This window comes from Pseudomonas sp. ICMP 561 (assembly GCF_002699985.1).
Classification (GTDB): Bacteria; Pseudomonadota; Gammaproteobacteria; order Pseudomonadales; family Pseudomonadaceae; genus Aquipseudomonas; species Aquipseudomonas quasicaspiana.
Genome location: NZ_LKBT01000034.1, coordinates 288,652 through 311,539 on the forward strand (window position 1 = coordinate 288,652; position 22,888 = coordinate 311,539).

Annotated in this window: 19 protein-coding genes; 13 read left to right on the forward strand and 6 right to left on the reverse strand. The window is 57.5% G+C overall.

The genetic code is table 11. The features are described 5' to 3' along the window. The first annotated feature begins 4 nt into the window (after nucleotides 1–4). From AO242_RS21235 to AO242_RS21250, 4 genes are all read left to right on the forward strand, one after another. On the forward strand, nucleotides 5–877 hold the full coding sequence (locus AO242_RS21235; protein ID WP_099270249.1) for an endonuclease/exonuclease/phosphatase family protein: 873 nt from the start codon (nucleotides 5–7) through the stop codon (nucleotides 875–877). Beyond that, entirely contained in the window at nucleotides 874–2,958 is a 2,085-nt protein-coding gene (locus AO242_RS21240) for a GGDEF domain-containing protein (RefSeq protein WP_099270250.1), read from the forward strand. Before AO242_RS21235 ends, AO242_RS21240 begins: the two co-directional genes overlap by 4 nt. Before the next feature lie 79 nt (nucleotides 2,959–3,037). Then, entirely contained in the window at nucleotides 3,038–3,814 is a 777-nt protein-coding gene (locus tag AO242_RS21245) for an N-acetylmuramoyl-L-alanine amidase (protein WP_099270251.1), read from the forward strand. Nucleotides 3,815–3,902: 88 nt separating this feature from the next. Then, the gene (locus AO242_RS21250; protein WP_099270252.1) at nucleotides 3,903–5,522 is read left to right on the forward strand and encodes an EAL domain-containing protein; all 1,620 of its coding nucleotides are present in this window, start codon (nucleotides 3,903–3,905) and stop codon (nucleotides 5,520–5,522) included. A gap of 292 nt (nucleotides 5,523–5,814) precedes the next feature. Here AO242_RS21250 and AO242_RS21255 read toward each other — a convergent pair whose 3' ends face one another. Further along, the gene (locus AO242_RS21255) at nucleotides 5,815–7,602 is read right to left on the reverse strand and encodes a KinB sensor domain-containing domain (protein ID WP_099270253.1); all 1,788 of its coding nucleotides are present in this window, start codon (nucleotides 7,600–7,602) and stop codon (nucleotides 5,815–5,817) included. 10 nt (nucleotides 7,603–7,612) lie between these two features. Continuing rightward, nucleotides 7,613–8,959: a sigma-54-dependent response regulator transcription factor AlgB gene (algB, locus tag AO242_RS21260; protein ID WP_099270254.1), complete on the reverse strand. Its 1,347-nt coding sequence runs from the start codon at nucleotides 8,957–8,959 to the stop codon at nucleotides 7,613–7,615. Nucleotides 8,960–9,347: 388 nt separating this feature from the next. On the opposite strand from algB, the gene AO242_RS21265 reads away from it, so the two are divergent. The 5 genes from AO242_RS21265 (at nucleotide 9,348) to gltP (ending at nucleotide 13,397) form a co-directional block, all read left to right on the forward strand. Then, nucleotides 9,348–10,196, forward strand: coding sequence for a BON domain-containing protein (locus AO242_RS21265; protein WP_099270255.1), 849 nt, complete (start codon nucleotides 9,348–9,350; stop codon nucleotides 10,194–10,196). Nucleotides 10,197–10,420: 224 nt separating this feature from the next. Next, nucleotides 10,421–10,717 carry a hypothetical protein gene (locus tag AO242_RS21270; RefSeq protein WP_099270256.1) on the forward strand — a complete coding sequence of 99 codons (297 nt, stop codon included), beginning with the start codon at nucleotides 10,421–10,423 and terminating at the stop codon, nucleotides 10,715–10,717. A 50-nt stretch (nucleotides 10,718–10,767) separates the two neighbouring features. After that, nucleotides 10,768–10,932 carry a DUF1328 domain-containing protein gene (locus AO242_RS21275; protein WP_002555679.1) on the forward strand — a complete coding sequence of 55 codons (165 nt, stop codon included), beginning with the start codon at nucleotides 10,768–10,770 and terminating at the stop codon, nucleotides 10,930–10,932. A 2-nt stretch (nucleotides 10,933–10,934) separates the two neighbouring features. After that, entirely contained in the window at nucleotides 10,935–11,402 is a 468-nt protein-coding gene (locus tag AO242_RS21280; RefSeq protein ID WP_027899432.1) for an inhibitor of vertebrate lysozyme family protein, read from the forward strand. Between the two features lie 654 nt (nucleotides 11,403–12,056). Further along, entirely contained in the window at nucleotides 12,057–13,397 is a 1,341-nt protein-coding gene (gltP, locus tag AO242_RS21285; protein ID WP_027899431.1) for a glutamate/aspartate:proton symporter GltP, read from the forward strand. A 228-nt stretch (nucleotides 13,398–13,625) separates the two neighbouring features. On the opposite strand, the gene AO242_RS21290 is transcribed toward gltP, so the two are convergent. The 4 genes from AO242_RS21290 to argH all read right to left on the reverse strand — a co-directional run bounded on the left by AO242_RS21290 (nucleotide 13,626) and on the right by argH (nucleotide 18,956). Next, nucleotides 13,626–16,475: a class I adenylate cyclase gene (locus AO242_RS21290; protein ID WP_099270257.1), complete on the reverse strand. Its 2,850-nt coding sequence runs from the start codon at nucleotides 16,473–16,475 to the stop codon at nucleotides 13,626–13,628. 193 nt (nucleotides 16,476–16,668) lie between these two features. Further along, complete coding sequence (locus AO242_RS21295; RefSeq protein ID WP_099270258.1) at nucleotides 16,669–16,917, reverse strand: TIGR02647 family protein; 249 nt, start codon at nucleotides 16,915–16,917, stop codon at nucleotides 16,669–16,671. 236 nt (nucleotides 16,918–17,153) lie between these two features. Further along, on the reverse strand, nucleotides 17,154–17,429 hold the full coding sequence (locus AO242_RS21300) for a hypothetical protein (RefSeq protein WP_027899428.1): 276 nt from the start codon (nucleotides 17,427–17,429) through the stop codon (nucleotides 17,154–17,156). A 132-nt stretch (nucleotides 17,430–17,561) separates the two neighbouring features. Beyond that, the gene (gene argH / locus AO242_RS21305) at nucleotides 17,562–18,956 is read right to left on the reverse strand and encodes an argininosuccinate lyase (RefSeq protein ID WP_099270259.1); all 1,395 of its coding nucleotides are present in this window, start codon (nucleotides 18,954–18,956) and stop codon (nucleotides 17,562–17,564) included. 132 nt (nucleotides 18,957–19,088) lie between these two features. Between argH and AO242_RS21310 the strand changes: the two genes are divergently transcribed. From AO242_RS21310 to AO242_RS21325, 4 genes are all read left to right on the forward strand, one after another. Continuing rightward, a complete protein-coding gene (locus AO242_RS21310) occupies nucleotides 19,089–20,171 on the forward strand; it encodes a sensor histidine kinase (RefSeq protein WP_027899426.1) in 1,083 nt (360 codons plus the stop codon). Next, a complete protein-coding gene (locus tag AO242_RS21315; protein WP_099270260.1) occupies nucleotides 20,168–20,914 on the forward strand; it encodes a LytR/AlgR family response regulator transcription factor in 747 nt (248 codons plus the stop codon). Before AO242_RS21310 ends, AO242_RS21315 begins: the two co-directional genes overlap by 4 nt. Before the next feature lie 215 nt (nucleotides 20,915–21,129). Next, nucleotides 21,130–22,071, forward strand: coding sequence for a hydroxymethylbilane synthase (gene hemC / locus AO242_RS21320; protein WP_027902933.1), 942 nt, complete (start codon nucleotides 21,130–21,132; stop codon nucleotides 22,069–22,071). Beyond that, nucleotides 22,068–22,844 (forward strand): uroporphyrinogen-III synthase, encoded by a 777-nt coding sequence (locus AO242_RS21325; protein WP_099270261.1) that lies wholly within the window; start codon nucleotides 22,068–22,070, stop codon nucleotides 22,842–22,844. Before hemC ends, AO242_RS21325 begins: the two co-directional genes overlap by 4 nt. The last annotated feature ends 44 nt before the right edge of the window (nucleotides 22,845–22,888 follow it).

Consider the following 22,888-nt stretch of genomic DNA (forward strand, 5'->3'; position numbering starts at 1 on the left):
TGCCATGCTGCGCAAGAAAGCAGTACGAAGCGTTGGCCTGCATGATCCGCGGGTCAACGAGGATCATCTGCAAGCAAGTGGTCTGCCGGCGGACGGTCGGCTCCGCTTGCTTAGCTTCAACATCCAGGTCGGGATCAGCACCGGCCGCTATGGTCATTACGTTACGCGCAGCTGGCAGCATTTGCTGCCACATGTGGGGCGGGCCAATAACCTGAAGAAGATAGGTGACTTGCTGGGCGACTTCGATCTGGTTGCCTTGCAGGAAGCCGATGGCGGCAGTTTGCGTTCCGGCTACGTCAATCAGGTCGAGCACCTTGCCCAGCTCGGTGCCTTTCCTTACTGGTATCAGCAACTCAATCGCAATCTGGGTCGTTTTGGTCAGCACAGCAATGGCGTGCTCAGCCGCCTGCGACCGTGGGCGATCGAGGATCACCCGTTGCCCGGACCTGCCGGGCGCGGCGCGATTCTGGTTCGTTTTGGCGAAGGTGAGGATGCGCTGGTCGTGGTGATGATGCACCTGGCACTTGGCGCACGCACTCGTACCCGGCAATTGGCCTATATCCGTGAATTGATCGGTGGCTACCGTCACCAGGTATTGATGGGTGACATGAACACCCACGCCCTCGATCTGCTGGAAAAATCTCCATTACGTGACCTGGGTCTCCTTGCTCCGCAAATTGAAGCGACTTTTCCCAGTTGGCGACCGCAACGCTGCCTTGATCATATTCTGCTCAGTCCTACACTCACTCTGGAACGGGTTCAGGTATTGGCTCAGCCAATCTCTGATCATTTGCCTGTTGCAGTGGAGATTCGCCTGCCTGCTTCATTGGGTGGCGACTCGCTGCCCGTTATCAGTCATCGCGGATCTCCTGAATGAGCGACGAAGCCGAACGCTGGCGAGAGAAATACCTCAAAGGCGTCGAACAGCAAGACAAGCTCGAAAAACGCTGGAATGCCCGTCTCGACTTGCTGCGCCGTGGTCTGGTGCGCAGCAGTCTCGCGGCAGAAGGGTCGGACCGGGCTGTCGACCAATGCATGAAGGAGATGCGCGAAATCGTCCGTAAGGACGACATGGACGCGGGCCTTGCAGCGTTGATTCCAAGGCTGGAAAAAGCGGTACTGGATTCCGAGCAGCGCCGCGAAGAGCGCGCTGCGCAGGTCAGCAGCGCGTTGGTATCGCTGGTCACGCAATTACAGTCCCTGCAATTGCCCAAGGACGTACGCAAGCCGCTCAAGCGTTTCGCCAAAGACCTTGAGGAGCGCGCCTCGCAAGCGCGGGAGCTACCACTGTTGCTCGGCGAGCTAAGCGGCCTGCAGGGCCAGGCGCTGACGGTGATTGAACGACCTGAAGAGCCGCACCGGCCGGGGTTGCTGCAGCGTCTGTTTGGTGGGCATGAGGTTGGCGATGCTCCGGCAAAGGACGCCGGTGATACCGCAGCCGCTGTTCCGGAAGTCGTGCCTGAGCGCACGACTGATTCAACCGAGGTCGATGAGTGGGACGAGCCTGACGAACTGCCCAAACCAGTCGATCCAGCTACGCCGCCCGTTGTTGTCGCCCCTGCGGCAGCGGTCCCTGCTCCTCCGAAAACTCCGCAACTGCCGCCAGAGTCAGTAGCCTCGCCGTCAGATGTGCAAGCGCCGAACGTCGAGCCCGTACTCGAAGTGCCCGAGCCGGCGATCCCGGTTCCTGCACATGAAGCCGACGTCATTGTCGAGCCTGTCGCTGCTCCGTCGGTCGCGTCAGTCACTGAATCTATCCCGATTGAGGATTTGCTCGCCCCAATCCCGGTTGTGCCCTACGAATACGTGTCAGAGCCGGTCAGCGCTGTCGGCGAAGACGATGAGTTGCCGCAAGAAGCAGAGTCTGGCGAAGAAGAGTCAACCTACGCGCTGCCCAGCTCCCCCGAGCCGAGCTACAGCTCCGTGGCAGCGCATATCGAACACACCCTGTTGGGCCTGCTCAACGACCTGACCTTGCCAGAGCACCATCGCCCTCAAGCCGAGGCGATGCGCCTGCGCCTCGAACATGGCCTTAATTGGTACGAGTTGCTGCCCATCCTCGATGATCTGGCTGTCTTGATGTTGGCGATCACCGACAGCGGTCAGCATGAATTCGAGATTTATCTAAAGCAGCTCAATGAAAGGCTCGAGTCATTCCAGAGCAATCTTCAGGCCGCCAGCGAAGACTACGTGGGCCAGCAGACCGCCTCCCGTGAGTTGAACAATGAACTGCGTCTGCAAGTGGACGGCTTGCAAAGCAGCGTCCAGGACGCCGCCGATTTGCCGAGCCTGAAAAAGGTACTGGAGAACCGCCTGGAAGGTCTTCTGGGCACCATGGATCAACATCAGAAGACCCGCGACGAGCGCGAGCAGGACGTTGCCGCGCGTCTGCAAGGCCTGGCGAGTCGGGTGGCGACCATGGAGCAAGAGGCGTTGGGCTTCAGGGCCAATCTTGAAGAGCAGCGGCAAAAGGCACTGATCGATCCATTGACCGGCTTGCCCAATCGGGCCGCCTGGGAAGAGCGCCTTGGGCATGAGATGGCTGTCTGGCAGAAGAACAAGACCAACCTGCTGGTGTGTATCCTGGATCTGGATCACTTCAAACGTATCAACGATGGCTACGGGCATCTGGCCGGCGACCGGGTTCTCAAGATTGTTGCCAAGGTTGTGAAGAAGCAGCTACGTCCGACTGATTTCATTGCGCGCTTCGGCGGTGAGGAGTTTGTGATCCTCTTGCCTGCGACTCAGGTGACAGCAGGCCTGGCTTTACTCGAGAAACTGCGGACGGCGGTTGAGGAGTGCCCGTTTCACTTCAAGAGCGAACCGGTCACCATCACTGTGTCCACGGGCGTGACAGCGTTACGGCCCGGCGAGCGCAGTGATGTAGCGCTCAAGCGCGCTGATCAGGCTTTGTACCGCGCCAAGGAAAACGGCCGCAACCGCGTTGAGCAAGGTTGATCGATGACTCGACAGCAGTAAGCGATTCCACAGCAGTGCGCTATGCTCCCCACTTTCTTGTCTCTATGATCAGGTTTTCATGAAGCTGTTTTTATCTGCCCTGCTGCTCATTACGTTGACGGCCTGTACCAGCGGACCGCGACTCGACACCAGTCATCCTTCGTTGAACTACGATAACCGCGTGCAGTTTGTCGTGGTGCATTACACCTCGGCGACCCTTGAGCGTTCCCTTGAGTTGCTCACCCACGGCGAGGTCAGCGCGCATTACCTGATTGGTGATACGCCACCGACTATCTACAAGCTCGTCGATGAAAGTGCCCGGGCCTGGCACGCCGGTGAAAGTGAGTGGGATGGGCGCACCTGGCTTAACTCTGCATCGATCGGTATCGAAATCGTCAATCCTGGTTACCGCGATACACCGACCGGCAGACTTTGGTATCCGTATACGGAAGGGCAGATTCAGGCGCTGATCGTGCTGCTCAAAGATATCGTCAAGCGTAACCATATCGACCCGCGCCACATCATCGGCCATAGCGATATCGCACCAGCACGCAAGCTGGATCCGGGACCGCTGTTTCCGTGGAAACGACTGGCCGAGGCGGGACTGGGTGTCTGGCCGGACGAGCGTCTGGTGGCCGAACAGCAGGCACTTATGCTCGATAGCGTGCCGGACATCGCCTGGTTTCAGCAGCAGCTTGCTCGCGTTGGCTACACCGTACCGCAGACGGGTGAACTGGATGTCGCCACGCGGGATGTTCTGGCCGCTTTTCAGATGCATTACCGACCCGCACGTTTCGACGGACAGCCAGACGTGCAGAGCGCCGCTATCCTGAAAGTGCTCAACCGCCAGCGCTGATTTCACCAATTCGTTGCCGCGGCCCCAATCCAGCGGGCTATTTTCGCGTTTGTTGCTATACCTAGAGGATTCCTCCGGGTATCAACTGATGCGCGATGCGGCAACACCCTTTCGCACGACTCTCTATCGTCCTTGGCTGATGGCTTTGCTCGCCGCCTTGATGAGTGCTGCCGTGTTGTTGGCGGGCAGCTTTGCATTGGCTTTGCATCAGGCGCGACAGAACGAAAGCGAACAGATGAATACTCAGGGCGGGCGCTTCCTGGTGCGTCTGGAGCAGCTGTTTGGCCAACTGCGCGCCGGTCTTGATCAGCTGGAGGCCCAGCCTCTGCGACACTGTAATCCGGACATGGTTGACCGATTGCGTCAGGTTACCTCCAGCTATCGATTCATCTATGAAGCTGCGTTTGTGGGCGATGCCAGAGCGTGTTCCAGCGGATCGCGGGACAGTCAGCTCGGCCTGCCTCGCAAGCCGGATATTCGCGGCCCCACCTACGATTACTGGCTCAATACCTCAGCTCAGCCCGACGACAACCTTGCCGCGTTGGTGCTGGGCCGGGGCAGCTTCAGGGTTTCTACCTCCCGGGGGCATTTGACCGATGTGGTGGATTTGCCTGCCGGAGGCAGTCTGCTGGTGGTACTGAATCACGGCGTCAAAGCCGTCACCGTGCTGGGTCCTGATCAACCCTGGCCGCTCAGCGTCCGCTGGTCTTCGAACAGCGCTGAAAAGCTGATCATTACCGACAACCTGTTGATCTATCGCATGCCCACTGAGAGCCCCGTGTATCAACTGGTGATGATTGCGCCCCGCGCCGGTCTCCAGCAGAAAGTAGCGGGAGCCTGGTGGTTGCTGGTCCCCGCGAGCCTGCTGATTGCATTGTTTATAGGCGCGCTGGTATTGCAACTCGTGCGTCAGCGCCAGTCGTTAGGGGGTGAGCTGCAGGGCGCGTTGCGGCGCGGCGAATTGAAAGTGCTCTTCCAGCCGATTTTTGATCTGCATTCGCGTGTATGCGTGGGGGCCGAAGCGCTGGTTCGCTGGCGTAGGCCGGACGGCACGCTGACCAGCCCGGACCTGTTTATTCCGTTGGCGGAGAACACGGGGCAGATTCGGCAGATTACGGATTTTGTGCTGCAGCAGTTGCTTGAGCAGTTAGGGCCTCTGCTGCGAGCCAATCCGCAGCTCTACATCTCGGTGAACCTCGCCGCGTGTGATGTGATGGCGCCGAGGATTGGCCGGGTCACGGCCAGATTACTGGCGGTGCACAAAGTCTCGGCCCGGCAGATCGCCTTTGAAGTCACCGAACGGGGATTGATCGATGTGGTGATCGCCCGCAATCACTTGCAGGCGTTGCGCGACAAGGGACACCAAGTGTTGATTGATGATTTCGGCACGGGATATTGCAGCCTGGCTTATCTGCAAACACTGCCCGTGGATTGCCTGAAAATCGACAAAGCATTTATCGATGCCCTGGGTCATGATGCCGCCAGCAGCGGCGTGGCTCCTCATATCATCCGTATGGCCCATGCCCTGCAATTGCGGGTGATTGCCGAAGGTATCGAGTTCGAATCCCAGGCCCGGCTGCTCATGAGTGAAGGCGTGAAATACGGTCAGGGCTGGTTATTCGCCAGACCGCTAAGCGCTCGTAAATTCAGCGAACTGGTCACAGGCGGCCGCCGCAGCGAAGGGCGGCGGGCTGAGGATGTGGCGTAACGGTGTGGTGTAAAGGCGAATTGTGCCTCTCCAGGATCGACCAAGGAGCGCAATTGTTCGCGAGGCGGTGTGCCTGAGGAAACGCGTCAGACCCTTTCGGCAACAAGTTGCCTCCTACCCCCATAAGCGCTATGCCTGTGCAATGCCCGGTAGGAGCGAACTTGTTCGCGAGGCGGTGTGCCTGAAGAAACGCGTCAGACCCTTTCGGCAACAAGTTGCCTCCTACCCCCATAAGCGCTATGCCTGTGCAATGCCCGGTAGGAGCGAAGGCTGATTCTGGTGAAGGTTTAACCTACAACGGCAACGCCATATAAAACTGGGTGCCCTGCCCCGGTCTGGAGTACACGCCCATTCGCCCGCCGTGCAGTTGCACGATCTCTTTGCACAACGCCAGGCCCAGCCCGGCACCGCCTTTCTTGCGGCCGACCTGGACGAAGGGTTCGAATATTCGTCCCTGCTGGCCGTAGGCGATACCTTCGCCGTTGTCTTCCACGCTAATGATGACCCGTTCGCCGTGACGCCGTGCCTGAAGGCGTATTAGCCCGTTTTCCGGGGTGTGGCGCAGGGCGTTGTCCATCAGGTTATCCAGCACCCGTTCAAGCTGGGCGCGATCAGCATGCAGTCGAGGCAGTGGTTCCTGGGTCTCGATCGACAGGACAATGTTTTGCTCGTGGGCCTTTTCTTCGAAGCGTTGTCGCGCTTCTTCCAGCATGTCTTCGATGGACACAGGGGCCAACGTAAGCTTCTGTAAGCCGTTTTGGTAACGAGAGAAGTTCAGCAGGTCATTGATCAACTGCATCAAACGCTGCATTTCTTCGTTGACCGTATCGAGCAGGTCCGACTCGCGGGAGTCTGGCGGGAATTTTGACCGTTCGCGGAACAGACCAAACGCCATGTGCATGCCAGTGACCGGCGTGCGCAGCTCATGGGATGCGCGCAAGACAAACTCGCTACGTACACGCTCGAATGCGCGCTGTTCAGTAACATCGTGAAGCACCATTACCGCCCCAAGAATGTGCCCCTTGGTGTGGCTGACGGGGGTCAGGCTGTAGGTGAGAAGCCGCGATTCCCCGTCGACCTCAATTGAGAGGTCTTCCGGCGCACGCTCAAGCGTTCCGCCGCGCAGGGTCAGGTACAACTGCTCGTCCAGTTCGGGGCGCTCCAAGGCCGCGCCGAGCCCTTGGCCAAGCTTGGGCTCTTCCCAGCCCAGCTGACGTTGAGCGACCGGATTGAGGTGTTCCAGACGACCTTGGCGGTCGATCATCAACAACCCGTCGTCGATGCTGTCCAGCACAGCCTGCAAGCGCTGCTGACCCGCCAGCAGTTCATCGACGTTAGTGACCTGATGCTGACGTAACGCTTCGGCCATGATCCCGAAACGTCGCGTCAGCAAATTCATTTCAGCGCCTGAAGCAATCGGCAGGGTCACCTCGAAGTTGCCCTTGCCGATGCTGTCCGCAGCTTTGGCCAAGGCCTCGATGGGGGCGCCGAAGCGACGAGCGATCCCGTGAGCGGTAATGAACCCGATGCACAGCACTGCAATGCCTACCAACCCAAGCAGACCTGCAACCCATACCGCCCGTTCGCGGGAATGGATTTCCACCTTGCTGATGTTGTCCAGCGATTGGCGGTGGGCGACCAGCAAGTTATTGCGCAGGTTGTTGAACGCCTCAGTCAGTTCCGTGTTGTCGCGCATCGAACGTGCGGACTGGCGGGATGCTTCGTAAGCGTCGATGAATTTCTGATAATCCGCCCTGGCTTCGTGGAAGCCATTGTCGACGTTGTTGCGTTCATCGTTCTCGACGCCTTGTTCCAGCAATACCCGGAATTGATCCTGCAGTTTGCCCAGACGCTCAGCATTGGGCGTCTCATTCAGCATCATGACCAGCTGATCGCCCAGGTTTTGCCGCAGCTTCAGCCCGGTATCCAAGGTCACGAAATTCTGCTGGATCAACGACTCCTGTGAGCTCGCCATCTGCATAACGCTGACCAGGCCAAGCACCAACCCCAACAACGCTACCGTTATCAACGCCGAAATGCTGAAGAAAAGCCTGGTGCGTAACTTCATCGCCAGTTTCATGCCGGGTTAGTCATAGGTTGTACTGCTTACGTTTTCGATACAGCGTGGAAGCATCGATGCCCAATGTCTTGGCGGCCTGATCAAGGGTGTCGCTGGTCGCGAGGACTGCGCCGATGTGGGCTTTTTCCAGTTCATCCAGGCTCAGCGCGGCACCCACTCGTGGTGCGTTGCTGGTGGGTTGCTCAGCCATGCCCAGGTGAGCCACTTCAACCCGCTCTTGCGGGCAAATAATGCTGGCGCGTTCGATGACGTTGCGCAGCTCACGAATGTTGCCTGGCCAGCGGTAGTTCAGCAGCGCGGCTTTGGCTTCATCGCTGAAACCCCGGGCCGGGCGTGCGTAATCCTTAACGAAGCGCGCCAGGAAGCGATCCGCCAGAGTCAGGATGTCTTCCGTACGCTCGCGCAGCGCGGGCAGATTCAGGGTGATCACGTTCAGACGGTACAGCAGGTCTTCACGGAAGCGACCATTGCGCACCATGTCTTCCAGGTTCAGGTTGGTGGCCGCAAGAATACGGACATCGGCGCGGCGAGTGACCGGATCGCCGACTCGCTCGTATTCCTTGTCCTGAATGAAACGAAGCAATTTTGGCTGTAACGTGAGCGGAAAATCGCCGATTTCGTCAAGAAACAGCGTGCCGCCATCGGCTTGGTTGACGCGACCCAGAGTGCTCTCGCTCGCGCCGGTAAATGCGCCGCGGCTGTGACCAAACAGCTCACTCTCCATCAGCTCGGCGGTCAGCGATGGACAGTTGATGGTCACGCAGGATTTTTTGTTGCGCTTGCTCCAGCCATGAATGGCGCGGGCCAGTTCGCCCTTACCCGTGCCTGACTCACCTAGAATGAGAATATTGGCGTCAGTAGTCGCCACCTGACGAGCTGTCTCCAGAATCGCCATCATCGAAGGGCTATGGGAATCCAGGCCGTCCTTGGGTTTGCGAATTTCGCCTTCCAGTACTTCCAGCCGGGCTGACAACTGGCGTACTTCCAACTGTTTGGCGGTGGCCAGACGCAGTTGATCCGGGCTGCACGGTTTGACCAGATAGTCAGCCGCACCGGCTTGAATAGCATCGACTGCTGTATCGACCGCCGAGTGAGCGGTGACGATCACCACCCTCATCCACGGGGCTTGAACGCGCATTTGCGCCAGTACATCCAGGCCATTGTCTTCGCCTAACCGCAAGTCCAGAAAGCACAGGTCGAAGACCTGGCGCTGCAGCAACGTTTCCGCTTGGGATGCGCTGTTGGCGGTGGCGACACTGTAGCCCTCATCTTCCAGGCAATAACGGAACGTGCGAAGGATCGCGGATTCGTCATCCACAAGCAGAATACGGCCCTGATTCTCAGTGGCTGCTTCCATTTTTCCTACGCTCCTTAATGAATTGTCTTGCGTTAGTGTCGGAATAATCGGGCAAGTTGCATGGTTGATTCTGATTGATTATGCGAGGGGGATGGTAGTTATCTGAGTGGTTTTGAGATAAATATCTGATTTTTATAAGAAATAATCTCTTTGTATACCTCGCGCCAGGCTTGCGGGCTTCAGTTGCATTCATGTTGCACGGAGCCAGTTCTGCCGATTCCTGCATGCTGCGCGGCGGCTATTTGCGATTCACGACGGCGTCCCGCTCGAATCCCGTCCGCACTTCCTTGTCATTTGCTGATCAGACACAGGCAAGCCTCTGAATCGAGACGTATCTCCGGAGGACTGGCTCGAAACCCTTACACAGCTATGAAGATGGAGAACTGCCATGCACCTGCTGAAAAAGCTCGCTCTGGCCACAGCCACAATCACCGTGCTGGGCCTGAACCCTTTGATGGCCAGTGCTGCTCAGGGCGATTTGCCCAGCCAGCTCGCCGAAGCGCGTCAGGAAGGTTCGATCTGGACCGCATTCGCCCTCAACAAACATTTGAGTCCGTTCAAAATCGACGTCAGCGTCGAGCAAGGAACGGCTGTCCTCAAGGGCAAGGTAGAAAATCAGGTTGATCGTGAACTGGCCGAACGCATTGCGCTGGACACCAAGGGCATCGACAAGGTCGACAATCAACTGGAGATCGACCCCAATGTCGCTGCTGAGCCGGGCACCAAGGCCAATATGGCGCAGCGATTCGAAGACGCCACGCTGACTGCGACCGTGAAGTCCAAACTGCTTTGGAGCAGCGTCACTGAAGCACTCAACATTGATGTCGACGCCAAAGACGGTGTCGTGACGCTTAAAGGTCGTGCGCAAAGCCCGGAAGCCAAGGAAGTAGCCGGTAACCTTGCGACCAACACCGATGGTGTGGTCAGCGTCAATAATTTGATCAGCATCAGTGCTGCGGACTCCATTGCCTCACGGGTTGATCCGCAGGCGACAAGCCCGGCTGAAGACATCAGTGATGTATGGATTACCAGCAAGGTCAAATCCAGCCTGATCTACAGCCGTAATCTGGATGGCCTGAACATCAAGGTCGACACCAAAAGCGGTCTGGTCAGCCTTAACGGCATCGTTGCCAACTATGCGGAAAAAGAACTCGCCGTCGAGATCGCGCGAAATATCCGTGGCGTTAAAGGCGTGAATGCGGATGCCCTGAAAGTGATGACCCGCACGACCGGCTGATCAGTTGGGCTGGTACGTTCGTGCATCCTGCACGACCCGTCAGGGCTGATCGTGCAGGATGCTACCAGCCGAATTATTTTATAGTTTTTAAGTTGTTGATTTATAAGATTTTTTGGTTGTATTGAAAGCTGGCATGCAGGCTGCAATATCTTGGTTATAGAAGCCGTGAAAACTCCGGCAACAAGATCAAGTTGACAGCCCAGCGTGGTGTCAGGAGCAACCAGATGAACCGCCAGCGTCTTACTCAATTGCGTATTTCGCCTCTGCACATTCAGCAGGGCTTGTTCGCCAGCCTGGCGCTGATGATCACTCTGATTGCAATTCAGCAGTTTCAGCATTGGGAAAATTCCCGCGAAGCTGCACAAATAAAACAGCCATTCACTTACAGCCAGACTTACAACAGCCAGACGTACAGCAATGCCAGTGCGTCGATGGCTCGTGATACCGCGCTGAGCCTCACGCCGGTTGATCGTAAAGCGTCTGCAAGTGAAGTACCACACCAGCAAACCTGGGTTTTTTGACCCGCAGCAGCAAAAGCAGCATCCATTAAAAGCAGATAAGGAGAGTCATCATGTTGAGTTGGGCAATCACGTTTCTGATCATCGCCATCGTCGCCGCCGTTCTTGGTTTCGGTGGTATCGCCGGCACCGCAACCGGTATCGCGAAGATCCTTTTCGTCGTATTCCTGGTTATGTTCGTGGTCTCGTTCTTCTTTGGCCGTCGCGGCCGAGGTTAAACATGCGCACGTCTCTGCACTCAATCGCAGCCGCCCTATTAATGGGCGGCAGCGCAATGGCGATGGCTGCCAATGACGGCCAGTCTCGGGTCAATCAGTTATTGGGATCTGACCCCGAGTACCGGTCTACCTGGAGTTCAGTGATCAAGAAGGAGGAGCGTTTGCCCGACTGGGTGATCAATCTCTCCGGTGCCAGCGAGCAGCAGATGACCGCTGTGACCGAAGACAAGAAGCCGTATCTGGTCGGTCCTTTGTGTGAAAAAGCTGAAACCTGCAAGAGCCAGCGTCTTCTCGTGGCGTTCAGCCTCGACAAAGATGAAGCCTATGCATTGTTGGTAGATGTGCCAGCTGGCCTGCCTTCGGACAAGTCGCCGACACGTCACGCAACTTACCGTTATCTGGGTGAACCGGATGAGGGAATGCAAGGCATGCTCCAGGAACAGCTCCGCAAGGATCCGAACTGGTACTGATTCACGGTATTCGAGAACAGAGAGCATTCATGTTCGGGGTGCTCTTTAGCTACGCGGTTCGAGAAGAACCGCGTATGACCAGGGGGCCGGGACGCTTTGATCGTTTGGATCGGAGTGACCTAGGAGTACAGGGAGTGCTTCCGAGGAGGGCCGGGTCAGGAAGAACCGCGACGCAATTCCATGATTGTAATCTCGAATATTCGGGAAACGGTCGGCTGTCTTGCGTTGCGTTTTATCATTTCAACTTGCATTAGATGCATGTCCGAGCATCCGACAAATCTTGTACGAATTGTCTGCTTTTCATCCCCTCCGTTTACCTGCTGATTTCCTGTTTTAAATTTCTGAATGGCCTGTAGAGGGCGAATTAGCCACCTTTGAGCCGATTCGCGGTACGTCCTGGTCGTTTTCAGGCATGTTTTCTGTCGCTTGCATTATGCCGATTCGGCATGGGGTAGTCGTTTACGGCATTAGACGTCGCGCCCATGCGTGGGAATAGTTGCGCCTTTTTTCGTCAGCTAAAGAGCCGGATGCTCGCTTGCTGCATCTACTCGGCACTGCTCTGAACGGTAACCCATGTCTCGCCGCTGCTGTGGATCAGCAAAGTCGTGCATGTGTGCTTAGAGAAGTGCGAGCCACTTGAAAAAAGGTAACGACATGAAGAAGGCAAAGCTGAGCCTGGCATGGCAGATCCTTATCGGTCTGACACTCGGGATTGCGCTGGGCGCGCTACTTAACCACTTCAGTGCAGAGAAGGCCTGGTGGATCAGTAACATCCTTCAACCGGCGGGCGATATCTTTATCCGCCTGATCAAAATGATCGTCGTACCTATTGTGGTTGCCTCGCTGGTCGTAGGGATTGCAGGTGTTGGCGATGCCAAGAAGCTGGGGCGTATTGGCCTCAAGACCATTCTTTACTTCGAAGTCGTCACGACCATCGCGATTCTGGTTGGACTGGTGCTGGCCAATGTTTTCCATCCTGGCACCGGTATCGACATGAGCAGCCTGGGTACTGACGACATCTCGAAGTACATGGCGACCACGGCAGAAGTGCAGCATGACCATGCTTTCATCTCCACGCTCCTGAACCTGATCCCTTCCAATATCTTTGCGGCCCTTGCCCGTGGCGATATGTTACCGATCATCTTCTTTTCGGTGATGTTCGGTCTCGGTCTGGCGAGCCTGGACGCTGAGGTGCGTGAGCCGGTGCTGAAGGTATTCCAAGGCGTGTCGGAAACCATGTTCAAGGTCACTCACATGATCATGAACTATGCACCCATTGGTGTATTTGCCCTCATCGCTGTGACCGTCGCTAAATTCGGTTTCGCCTCGCTGCTGCCATTGGCCAAGCTGGTGATTCTGGTTTACTTCGCCATCGCCTTCTTCGCGTTCGTGGTGCTTGGCCTGATTGCTCGTCTGTTCGGTTTCTCGGTGATCAAGCTGATGCGCATCTTCAAGGACGAGCTGATCCTGGCCTACTCCACCGCCAGCTCCGAAACCGCCCTGCCGAACGTGATCAGAAAGATGGAAGCCTATGGCGCGCCGAAGGCGATCTGCAGCTTTGTGGTACCGACCGGTTACTCGTTCAACCTCGACGGTTCGACCCTTTATCAAAGCATCGCGGCGTTGTTCATTGCTCAGTTGTACGGCATTGATCTGTCCATCGGCCAACAGTTGATGCTGGTTCTGACATTGATGGTGACCTCCAAAGGTATCGCTGGCGTGCCAGGCGTTTCCTTTGTGGTGCTGCTTGCGACGCTGGGCAGTGTGGGTATTCCGCTGGAAGGTCTGGCATTCATTGCCGGTGTCGACCGCATCATGGACATGGCGCGTACCGCATTGAACGTGATCGGCAACGCGTTGGCTGTACTGGTCATCTCGCGTTGGGAAGGCATGTATGACGATGCCAAAGGTGAGCGCTACTGGAATTCCCTGCTGCACGCGCGCAGCAAGGAAGCGGTTCCGGGCGCTGAGCCGGTGTCTTCGAACAACGCATAAATGCTCCCGACAGGCTGCAAGTGACCTCAAACTCACGCACGACCGGTAGGACCGAATTCATTCGGGAAGGCTGTGCTTCAGGCGGTACAAAGGCTGTGAATGTACCGGCCTCTTCGCGAATGAATTCGCTCCTGCCGGGATTTGGGGTCACACGGCAACATAGGGTCATCCCACAGGTTTCGTATAGCGCCAACACACCCCGGCATGCCGGGGTTTGTTGTTTCTGGCTCAGGCCTGCGCCATGGCGTCGTTGAGTGATTTTTCCAGCTGCGCCTTGTAGCGCAGGTACAGGATGGTTTGTCCGCGAGCGTCGTCCAGTAAGCCGGAAAGGTCAAGGTCGGTGATGTAGCAGCGATAGCGTTCGGGCTCGGTGCGTCGCTCGAGGATCTGTCTGGCCACGACGCTGAACAACTGATCACCATGCTCCAGCTCGGAGAACTCGTTGTTATCGCAGTACAGCGTCACGCTGACCTGACCGGGTGATGCTTGTTCGACAATCGCCTGCACGTCGTAGAACGGCTTGCTTGCGGCAGTTGGCGCACTGCGTGGTTCGATGCGTCGGGCTCGCCCTGCGCCAGATGGCAAGACCTGGTAATAAAGCGTTTCGAGGAAAGCGACCGCTGTGGTATCGCCCACAGGCAGCATCCCGGTGCGGCGATAAACCAACGCCTGGAAGAAACGCTGCAGGGGCTGCAACAGGCTCAACTCATCGTGATAAGGCAGGCGCTGATGCCAGAGCGCATTGTGTTCATCGAGTGCGTAGAGATCGGCCTCATTTTCGTTGACCCTGTAAAACACTTGAATGCATTCGGGCTGGCCATGGGGAAGGATCAGCGCCAGATCGTGATCGCTCAGGGCGTGCGGATCCAGGTGCAGAGGGCTGTAGCGCGGTAGCTCTTCACCCAGATATTCGAACAGTCCCGAAAGACTATTGATCACCACATGAGTGACTGGCTGGGTCGGCACCATTTCCAGTACGTGGTACTGCTGTTGCACCTGGATCAGGTAGCGATGGTTCAGGCGCGCGGCATGCAGCAGTTGCGCGGTGGCTACCAGCTCCTCAACCCGCTGGGCGATCGCGGGAGCGCGGTTGTGGCAGAAGCAACGCACACTCACCACAGGTTGCGCCGCGCCCTCGGGCAAATTACTGAGTAGCTCGCTCAGGCAGTCAAGCAGCGCATGAGCGCCGTCATAGCGGCTGACGAGGATTTCGTTCCAGCTGTTCAGCGTGATCTGATCCAGAGTCAGTACGAGGTTTTCCCTGACCCCGGCATAACTCAGCGAATCGGTTCGTTCAGTGGTCATCAGGATGTTCAGATCACGATGGTGACTGAGCGGATCAATCCCGACGTTGACCAGCAACAGAATCTCGCTGGGTACCGCAGGGCTCAGCACGCGTTCTTCGCTGACCACCTGGAGCGGAACAGGGATCTGCTGTTGCAGCGCCCCGAGCAGATTGAACAGCTCGAATTCGCTCAGGTCGCTGCTGCCCGGATGCAGTGCCAGCCGCGTGGTGGTGTCGATCACATTGTTGCGATGGCACCAGGTCAACAGTTCCAGCAACTCGCGGCTGCGCTTGATTGGCGAGAAGTCGATCCATTCATGAGCGCCCAGACTGCCGTTATACAGAGCCCACTGAGTTTTACCCGGCTCGCGCTTATTGGGTGACTGCACCAGCGTCAGCGTGTCTTCCGCCAGATCGGGAGCAATGCCCGGATTGATGAACTCGACTTTGCCTGCCTTGCGCTCGAATGCGGCGTACAACCTGCGGCCGAGTATATTCAGGTCCCGGGCGTTGGCCGAGCTGGCGACGTTTTGCTGGCGGGCGAGCTGGGTCAGAAAGCGATAGCTGTAGTTGAGTTCGTTGACCAGTGCGCGGCGCTCATGGGCGACCTGGCGCACCTTCCACTGACTGCGGCTGTCGAGCAGGAGTAATTGGCGTTCGTCCCAGCCCCACTCCCGCGTCAGTCTTTCCAGTAACTGCCGCTGCCAGCTGGTGTTGCGCAGCCGCGCAGTCCCGGTCAGTTTTTTATTCACTTTCAAATACAGGCTGCGGCGTACCAGCTCCAGTCGTTCCAGTTCGCCGCGCTGGATCAGATACTCCTCAATACGCCGATACACGACCATGTATGGATCCAGCTCATCCAGATCCACCCGATTGGCGAACACCGCTTTCTTGAAGCGCAGGCTCAGGCAGCGGACCTTGGGGTGTTCGCTGGCATACACCTCAGTCAACAGCAGTTTGAGCACCGACTTATAGGGTGACTCGATGCCCTTGAACAATTGCCACAGGCCGGCACCGAGAAACTCTCCGGGCGGAATAAGCGCCATATGGCCCAGGTCGAGCACTTCATCATCGCGGATAAAGCGTTTCGACAGCAGCGTATGGGTGTACTCGGCGTAGCGCTGTTCTTCATAGCTCGGCACCAGCCACCACATGGGCGTGCGACCCGCGAGCCAGATGGCGGTGCGGTAGAACTCGTCCAGCAACAGATAGTGCTGCGTGCTGCCGCAGTTGTCCGAACTGAGCTGCGTATCGCGCTCACCTGCAGCGAAACGCTGCAGGTCGATCAGGAAAAAGTGCGCTTCTGCACCCTGACTGGCGGCCCACACTTCCAGCGCCTGACACTTCTTGTGCAGCTCGGCGGCTTCGTCTGCATTCAGCTCTGAGTCATGACAAACCCAGACATCCATGTCGCTTTCTTCAGCTTGCGCGAAGGTACCCAGGCTGCCCATCAGAAACAGACCGTGAATGGGGTTGCGCGCATTGCCACGCCGGGCTTTGTACGAGAACGACCGGGTCAGGCGTTGGGCTTCGGCCAGCGCCAGGCTACTGGGCTCGTATTGGGACACGCCCGCAGGCGTGCTGCCGGAAACATAACCGGGCAGTAGCGGATGGTTAACGTGAAAAAACAGCGGCAGCAAATTCAATACGGTTTGCTGGCGAGTGGACAGCCCCTCGAGGGCGCGCGCAAGCCGCCCACTGTTCAAAGTCAGGAAACGGTTACGGAGCTGGGAAAGCACCTTACGGTCGATGCCTTCATCCAGGTCAGGACGGATTTCGGAATTACGCGTCATTGCAACTCAAACCGGATGCCGGGCTCGAAAGGGGCGGCGTGGAAGTAGTGAGTCAGACGGCGGGCAGGACGACGTGAGAGCCTGAAGCTTTCAGTCCGTTTATTGTTCTGGCGCCAACTTTTTACTATCGGCGCAGATTTTCATAAATGAAGGGCCCGTCAGACCTTTTTTGGAATGCGGGCCCTGGCGGCGATCAAGCGGCTTGTTTGGCAACGTTCAGAATAGTCAGCAGGGACTGGGCATGTTCGGCGGCTTCCAGTCCGAGACTGGTCAGGTATCCGCCATCGACCTGAGTGGTCAGGCCTTTTTCGAAGAGTCTTTTAGCAGCCGCAACAGCAGTCGGAGCGGCCACGTGATGGACTTTGAGTCCTTCAAGGGTATTGCCCAGATTGAAGAGTGCGAGGATTTCCAGTTCGGCAACCAGCTCAGGGGTATACGACATAGGTGCTCCAGACTTTTTCTAGTAATACGCCTCACTGGCTGGCGGAATCCTGGAATCAACGTGTCTGTGCTGCGCTCGTCGGTTCTGGATGACCGTTAAAGCCGGCTCGGCGTGGAAGCCTCGTCGTTCTAGTGGCAGCGAGGCATTTGCAGTGTAGACCTGGTCTGGGGATTTTGCCGAGCCTGATTTTCTGAGGTTTCGCCACCGGCCGTCAGTTGGCCGGTGCGCGCGTCAGCTCATGCCTCTGGCGGTAACTCAGGCAAGGCACGCAAGGCGGTTTCATACCATTCGGTGTTGAATGGGCGGTCTTCTTCCAGCAGTGCGTCAATTTCGATAGCCAGAACATGGGCCATCAACTGCAGGATTTCTTCACGCTCATAGCCCACCAGCGTCAGCTTGTTGAACGTCGCTTTGGCGGCAGGAGGGTTGTCGCTTTCAATCTGATTTTCGATAGCCTGAACCAGGGTCGATTCAGCGAATTCTTCTTCATCGTTGTCGAGGGTGTCGGTCATGGGGTGCATCCTTGAGAAGTTTGGTTCAACCCGTAGGACCGGCTTCAGCCGGGAGGAGGTCGGTACAATCGAGGCATAACCTTAATCAGGAAAGGCGCTCTCCCGGCTAAAGCCGGTCCTACGGATGAAAGATTAACGCGCAGCGAGTAACGCATGTCCGCGAACCACAGCAGCCTTGACCTGTGCCGGAGCGGTGCCGCCGATGTGATCGCGGGCGTTGACCGAACCTTCCAGGGTCAGTACGGCAAACACGTCCTGCTCGATCTGATCGCTGAATTTGCGCAGTTCTTCCAGGCTCATTTCAGCCAGGTCCTTGCCGCTTTCAACGCCATATTTCACCGCATGGCCGACGATTTCGTGGCAATCACGGAATGGCAGACCACGACGTACCAGGTAGTCCGCCAGGTCTGTCGCCGTGGAGAAACCGCGCAGCGCAGCTTCACGCATGATGGCGTGCTTGGGCTTGATCGCCGGGATCATGTCGGCAAAGGCACGCAAGGAGTCACGCAGCGTGTCGGCGGCGTCGAACAACGGCTCCTTGTCTTCCTGATTGTCCTTGTTGTAGGCCAGTGGCTGGCCCTTCATCAAGGTCAGCAGGCCCATCAGGGCGCCGAATACGCGGCCACTTTTGCCACGCACCAACTCCGGTACGTCAGGGTTTTTCTTCTGCGGCATGATCGAGCTGCCAGTGCAGAAACGATCCGGTAGATCGATGAACTGGAACTGGGCGCTGGTCCACAGCACCAGCTCTTCCGAGAAGCGCGACAAATGCATCATCGCGATGCTGGCGGCCGAGCAGAATTCGATGGCGAAGTCACGATCCGAAACGCTGTCCAGCGAGTTACCGCCGACGACGTCAAAGCCCAGCAGTTTGCAGGTCAGTTCGCGATCAATCGGGTAAGTCGTACCGGCCAGTGCTGCGCTGCCCAATGGCATGCGGTTCAGGCGCTTGCGGCAGTCGACCAGACGCTCGTAATCGCGGCTGAGCATTTCAAACCACGCCAGCATATGGTGACCGAATGTGACCGGTTGCGCGGTCTGCAAATGAGTGAAGCCCGGCATGATGGTGTCGGACTCACGCTCTGCCTGACCCAGCAGGCCCTGTTGCAGGCGAGTGATCTCAGACAGGATCAGGTCGATTTCGTCACGCAGCCACAGGCGGATATCAGTTGCCACTTGGTCGTTACGGCTGCGACCTGTGTGCAGTTTTTTACCGGTGATGCCGATGCGGTCAGTCAGACGCGCTTCGATATTCATGTGCACGTCTTCCAGGTCGACGCGCCACTCGAAGCTGCCCGCTTCGATCTCGGTCTGGATAGTCTTCAAGCCGTCGATGATGGTGTCGCGCTCGGCATCGGTGAGAACGCCGACCTTGGCCAGCATCGTAGCGTGGGCGATGGAGCCCATGATGTCGTGGCGATAAAGGCGTTGGTCGAAGGTGACGGAGGCCGTGAAGCGCGCGACGAAGGCGTCGACGGGTTCACTGAAGCGGCCGCCCCAGGACTGGTTGGTCTTGTCGGTGCTCATGGATTCGCTCGTGATCTGCTGAAGAATGACATGCCCGCGTCTGCTCGCCGGGCACTCGCGATCATAACAGGTTGGCATTTTTTTATTTGCGGGCAGCTTGCCGCACAGCCCCGCACAGTCGAGACTGGGCTGATGCGAAATAGCTTATTGAAACAACCCTCGCCTAAAGGGCCTGGCAAAGAGTTTTTCCTCCCTGAGCTGTGCCTTCCGCAAGCGCTGTTGGTACTGGTCCTGCTCGCCGAATTATTGGTTCTGGTGTTGGTGCTGGTCGAACCCATGCGTCCGGGCTTTGACTGGGTGCGGCTGGCGCTCATGTCGTTGTTCGTGCAGTGGATTGTGCTCTTGTCAGCGGCCTTGTTGTGCGGGCTTCGCCCGTGGCTGGCGCGTTTGCCTGCGGGGCGTGCAGGGGTATTCGGTTGTTTGCTGGTTGTGGCGATTACCCTGCTCTGCACGGCAGTCACCGACGTTTGCCAACTGACCGGCAGAGTGACGTTTGGCGTGATGGTCGAGCGCTACGTACGTTATGGCCTTATCGCGCTGATCATGTCGGCCCTGATGCTGCGCTACTTTTATTTGCAGAGTCAGTGGCGCAAGCAGCAGCAAGGCGAGTTGCGCGCGCGCATCGAGTCGCTGCAAGCGCGTATCCGGCCGCATTTTCTGTTCAATACCCTGAACAGCATCGCGAGCCTCGTGGCGACCAATCCGGTCAAAGCCGAGCAGGCGGTGCTGGATCTTTCCGACCTTTTCCGGGCCAGCCTGGCCAAACCCGGAAGCCTCGTCACCTGGCGCGATGAGCTTGAGTTGGCAAAACGATATTTATCGATTGAGCAATATCGTCTTGGCGAGCGTCTACAGTTGGACTGGGTGATCAGTGGAATTCCAGACGACCTTCCAATTCCCCAGCTAACCTTGCAGCCACTACTTGAAAACGCTTTGCTTTATGGGATTGCACCTCGCGTCGATGGAGGTGTCGTAAAGGTAGAAGCAGATTATGAAAGGGGGGAGTTCATATTGTGTGTAAGCAATCCCTATGACGAAGTTGCCAGTCGGCAGACTTCCAACGGCACTCAGCAAGCACTGGTAAATATCGGTGCGCGCCTCACGGCACTTTTTGGTCCGCACGCCAGTCTGAGCGTGGAGCGCCGTGACGGTCGTCACTACACCTGTCTACGCTATCCTTGTGCGAGACTCACGCAGGAAGCCAGAGCTATATGAATGTCCTGATCGTTGATGACGAACCCCTGGCCCGCGAACGGCTTAGCCGGATGGTCAGTGAAATTGAAGGCTATCGGGTTCTGGAACCCGGTGCGTCCAATGGCGAAGAAGCCTTGGCGATGATTGAAAGCCAAAAGCCGGATATCGTTTTGCTGGATATCCGCATGCCAGGCATTGATGGCCTGCAAGTCGCTGCCAGATTGTGCGAGCGGGAAACTCCGCCTGCTGTTGTCTTTTGTACTGCGCACGACGAATTTGCCCTTGAAGCTTTCCAGGTCAGCGCGGTCGGCTACCTGGTCAAACCTGTGCGGCCTGAGCATTTGATTGATGCCCTGAGAAAAGCCGAGCGCCCAAACCGCGTGCAGTTGGCGGCCATGACGCGCCCTGCGGCAGAAAGCGGTAACGGACCACGCAGCCACATCAGTGCGCGGACCCGTAAAGGTATCGAGTTGATCCCGCTGGACCATGTGATCTATTTCATCGCCGATCACAAGTACGTCACCTTGCGCCATGAAGGGGGCGAAGTTCTTCTGGATGAGCCTTTGAAGGCACTCGAAGATGAATTCGGCGACCGTTTTGTGCGTATCCATCGCAACGCACTGGTCGCCCGTGAACGTATCGAGCGTCTGCAACGCACGCCTCTGGGGCATTTCCAGTTGTTCCTCAAAGGCCTCAATGGCGATGCCTTGATCGTCAGCCGTCGGCATGTGGCGGGTGTGCGCAAGATGATGCAGCAGCTTTGAGCAAGCCCAGTAGGACCGGCTTTAGCCGGGAGGAGGTCGGTAAATCCTCGGCATCTACTTCGTCAGGAATATCGCTCTCCCGGCTAAAGCCGGTCCTACGGGGTGACTGCGTCGAACCCTGAATTGCATTGACACTGGTGCGACGACAGAGCACTGAGCCGTTTTTCCTGAACTGTTATCATCCGTCGCAACTACTACCCTGTACGGATTGATCCATGTCTTCTCGCGAAATCCGCATTGCCACCCGCAAAAGTGCGTTGGCCCTCTGGCAAGCCGAATACGTCAAAGCCCGCCTGGAGCAGGCTCATCCGGGGCTGGTCGTGACCTTGGTGCCTATGGTCAGCCGTGGCGATAAGTTGCTCGACTCGCCGCTGTCGAAAATCGGCGGCAAAGGGCTTTTCGTCAAGGAACTGGAAACAGCTCTGTTGGAGGATCGCGCGGACATCGCGGTGCATTCCATGAAAGATGTGCCCATGGACTTCCCGCAAGGCCTTGGCCTGTTTTGCATCTGCGAGCGTGAAGACCCGCGAGATGCGTTTGTCTCCAACCAATTCGCCAGCCTTGAGGCGTTGCCCGCTGGCAGCATTGTCGGCACCTCCAGCTTGCGTCGCCAGGCTCAGTTGCTGGCGCGTCGTCCTGATCTCAAAATTCATTTCCTGCGCGGCAACGTCAATACCCGTCTGGCCAAACTCGATGCGGGCGAGTACGACGCGATCATTCTTGCTGCAGCGGGTTTGATTCGCCTCGGGTTCGAAGACCGGATCACCGCAAGCATCAGTGTCGACGACAGCCTGCCAGCCGGTGGCCAGGGTGCAGTGGGTATCGAATGCCGCAGCGTCGATGCTGAAATTCACGCCCTGCTTGCGCCGTTGCATCACGATGCAACCGCCATCCGGGTGGTTGCCGAGCGCTCGCTGAACAAGCACCTCAACGGTGGCTGCCAGGTGCCCATCGCCTGTTACGCCGTGCTTGAAGGTGAGCAGATCTGGTTGCGCGGTCTGGTGGGCGATCCGTCAGGTGCATTGCTGTTGCGTGCCGAAGCGCGTGCGCCACAGGCTGATGCTCAGGCGCTGGGTGTTCAGGTTGCAGACGCACTGCTGGAGCAAGGCGCAGAAGACATCCTGAAGGCTGTTTACGGCGTGGCGGAACGAGAATGAGTGGCTGGCGACTGCTGCTGACCCGTCCGGCAGATGAGTCTGCCGCGTTGGCGCAGACTCTGGCTGACGCCGGGGTGTTCAGCAGCAGCTTGCCATTGCTCGATATTGAGCCGCTCCCGTCCAGTCCCGAGCAGCACGCTCTGGTTCAGGATCTGGACCTCTACAGCGCCGTGATTGTGGTCAGCAAACCCGCTGCGCGCCTTGGTTTGAAACTGGTTGCACAGCTCTGGCCGCAGACCCCCATCCTGCCCTGGTTCAGCGTCGGTGCAGGCACTGCGCAAATTCTTCAGGACTACGGCCTGGATGTCAGCTGGCCCGAGAGCGGCGACGACAGTGAGGCGCTGCTGGATCTGCCCAGGTTGCAACAATCCATCGCCATACCCGGCTCGCGCGTGTTAATCATGCGCGGTGAAGGCGGCCGCGAGTTGCTCGCCGAGCGTTTGCGCAGTCTTGGCGCCAGTGTTGATTATCTGCAACTCTACACACGTAACCTGCCCTATTATCCATCGTCGACGCTGGCTCAGCGTATCCAGGCGGAACGCTTGAACGCGGTAGTGGTCAGCAGTGGGCAGGGTTTTGAACACTTGCGTCAGTTGGCGGGCGATGCCTGGCCTGAGCTGGCGCGTTTAACTATATTCGTGCCGAGCCCACGTGTTGCCGAGATGGCGCGCGAAGCCGGAGCCCGAACAGTTCTGAATTGCCGCGGCGCCAGCGCTGCGGCTTTGCTGGCAGCGTTACGGGAACACCCCGGGCCTGCCCCTCAGGCGTATTGATCGACGTGCTCTCTTTTACCGATTACGCCCAAATGCAAAGGATG